General features: G+C 36.9%; 3 protein-coding genes. 1 reads left to right on the top strand and 2 read right to left on the bottom strand.

The window, feature by feature from the left end:
• Window positions 1-94: 94 nt before the first annotated feature.
• The gene (locus tag HET73_RS06855; protein ID WP_174133373.1) at window positions 95-748 is read right to left on the bottom strand and encodes an alpha/beta fold hydrolase; all 654 of its coding nucleotides are present in this window, start codon (window positions 746-748) and stop codon (window positions 95-97) included.
• Window positions 745-1,821 (bottom strand): aminotransferase class I/II-fold pyridoxal phosphate-dependent enzyme, encoded by a 1,077-nt coding sequence (locus HET73_RS06850; RefSeq protein ID WP_246210266.1) that lies wholly within the window; start codon window positions 1,819-1,821, stop codon window positions 745-747. Before HET73_RS06850 ends, HET73_RS06855 begins: the two co-directional genes overlap by 4 nt.
• A gap of 78 nt (window positions 1,822-1,899) precedes the next feature.
• On the opposite strand from HET73_RS06850, the gene bioB reads away from it, so the two are divergent.
• On the top strand, window positions 1,900-2,868 hold the full coding sequence (gene bioB, locus HET73_RS06845; RefSeq protein ID WP_343033099.1) for a biotin synthase BioB: 969 nt from the start codon (window positions 1,900-1,902) through the stop codon (window positions 2,866-2,868).
• Window positions 2,869-2,907: the final 39 nt, after the last annotated feature.

The following is a 2,907-nucleotide window of genomic DNA, read 5'->3' as shown; positions in this document are numbered from 1 at the left end:
TATGTAAAACAACGGTGGGACAGAGACGTCAACAGGACTCAAGAACTAGTTGAAAAGAAATACAGCTACATTATCATAAGACGAGCTTGCTCTACTAAAATTGTTCTGTATGTATCTCTTTTGTAATTCCATTACAAAAATTTATAATTTGCTCGTATACAAAATGATATTCACATAACCCTAGACTATGGTAACCCCTGCTGTGCATAACGACTTTAACATCTTTATTGAAGTTATCATAGATAAGTTCCTGGGGTACAATTGTATCATTTGTTGCACCTAATATTAATAGTGATATGCGTGGTAGCTGATGTACTGTGGTGAGTAGCTCTAAATCCTGCATTAGTTTTGCTTTATTTAACCGATTGAAAGAGTTGTAGTTTAAGCCGCATTTTTTATGGAAGGACATCAGGGTATCTACTGGATCCATTCGAAAGTGCTGTATCATTGCTTTTAACTCTAACTTGCGTTTTTTGTGTAACCATAAATCAAATCCCAGAAAGTTGATAAAAGCTTGTATACCGATAAGTGCGTTAAACTTTACATTCAAGGAAGCTAGCTTTATCAGTCCAAGGGAATGTCCAATACCAATAAATGTACTATCTTCTGGTAAGTCCAGATTTTCTTCTCCAAAGTAACCGAGATCTAAACAATGGCAGGGAATTTGAGAGAAATATCTATTTATGAGAGGTTGAAAAAACTTATAATCAAACCCCCAACCGTGACAAAACACAAAGCGATAGTTCATATTTGCTGAAGAGCATGCACTAAATGGTCTAGATTACTTTCGGTGTGATTCACATTAAGAGCGATGCGTAATCTAGATGTTCCAGGAGGAACAGTAGGTGGGCGTATAGCAGAAACAACCAACCCTTGTTTCAAAAGCTTTTCTTTTGCTCTCATTACAGTATTCTCATCACCTAGAATTATTGGTACAATGTGTGTGACTGAATTACCCGTGTCAAATCCAAGGTTTCGTAAGTTGTTTCTCAAATTTGCAGCCTTAAAAAATAAAGCCTGACGTTGATCAGCAAGATACTGTACTAAATTCCAAGCCTCGGCTGCTGCACCAATTACCATGGGAGAAAGGGAAGTTGAATAGATAAACCCTGAGCATTTGTTGATGAGGTAATTCTTTATAACATTGGAACAAGCAACATACGCACCAAAGCACCCTAAAGCTTTACTAAAAGTACCTAGGACTAAATGTGGAATTTCCTGAAGGTCAATATTGGTGGAAAGGCCATACCCATTATGGCCAATAATACCTGTTGCATGTGCTTCATCTAAATATAGAAAAGCTTCATGTTCTTTGCTGAGAGCAAAAATTTCCTCTATTGGTGCAATATCTCCATCCATACCGAAAATTGTTTCAGTAACAATGAACTTCGGTCTTAAGTCATTTTTAAATTTTGTAAGTAAATTACTCAGGTAGTCTGTATCATTGTGTTGATATCGTACAAGTTCAGCATTGCTCAAAAATACGGCTTGATATAAGCTTGCATGATTTAACTTATCAAAAAAAACAATAGGTTTGTTACCAAGCACTGATTGATCGAGTAGGCTTGCAAGAACCGTTACATTGGCCTGAAAACCTGAATTGAAGATAAGAGCTGACTCAGTTCCCTTGTCTTGGGCAATCCTCTTCTCAAGGTCTTCAAATATTTTTTTATTACCTGAGAGCAACCGAGAACCAGTGGATCCTACCCCAAACTGTGCTCCTGAGAGCTTTGCTGCATCAAACAGTACTTCCGACTGACTTAGGCCAAGGTAATCGTTGGTAGAAAAATCGATAAAGCTCCCCAGGATAGCTTTCGGCAACTGTCGATATTTCCCTTTACTTTGTAGTGTATTACAATACTTATTATATAACAATCTATTTACCAAGAAGGAGCCTAGATCATGACAGAAGAATGGACCTTTGCCAAGGCAAACCAAATCTTTAATCTTCCGTTTCCTGAGCTAATTTATACAGCACAAACAGAACATAGAAAGCAGTTTAATCCTAGTGAAGTGCAAATTAGTACACTTTTAAGTATCAAAACAGGTAGCTGCCCCGAAAATTGCTCTTACTGTCCCCAATCAGCACATTATAACACTGGATTGCAGAAAAAGCCTTTATTAGAAATTGCTGAGGTAATTGAAGCAGCAAAATGTGCAAAGGAGGCTGGAAGTACCCGTTTCTGTATGGGAGCAGCTTGGCGTGGTCCACGTGATCAAGATTTAAAAGTTGTTTGTGAAATGATTAGGGAAGTGAAAAAATTGGGCCTTGAAACGTGCGTGACTCTTGGGTTGTTAAAAGATTATCAAGCAAGTATGCTAAAGGAAGCTGGCTTAGATTTTTATAACCATAATATTGATACATCTGAAGAATATTATAATAAGATCATAACTACACGTACTTTTCAAGATCGTTTGAAGACGTTAGAATATATACGCAGGTCTGGAATTAAAGTCTGTTGTGGTGGTATCCTTGGAATGGGTGAGACTAATGAAGATCGAGTAAAAATGTTGGTTCTTCTTGCTAATTTGGATGAGCCTCCAGAATCAGTACCAATTAATATGTTGATAAGAGTTCCTGGTACTCCTCTTGAAAATATGGCTGATGTTGATCCATTTGATTTTGTTCGTACTATTACAATAGCCAGGATTATGATGCCAAAGTCATACATCCGTTTATCAGCTGGACGGGAGAAAATGTCAGATGAACTACAAGCATTGTGTTTCCTTGCTGGTGCTAATTCAATTTTTTACGGTGAAAAACTACTTACAGCTCAAAATCCAGTACCTAAACAAGATAATTATTTATTTCAAAGATTGGGATTGCAGAAACTACATATAGAACATGTCTTGAAAGGAGTTAAGTAGCTAAGCATAGAAGTAATCATATTAAATAAGATATTGGTT

The sequence above is a fragment of the Wolbachia endosymbiont of Atemnus politus genome (genome assembly GCF_013309895.1).
Note: the sequence above shows the minus strand (reverse complement) of the source record. Positions and strands in the feature narration are given on the sequence as shown.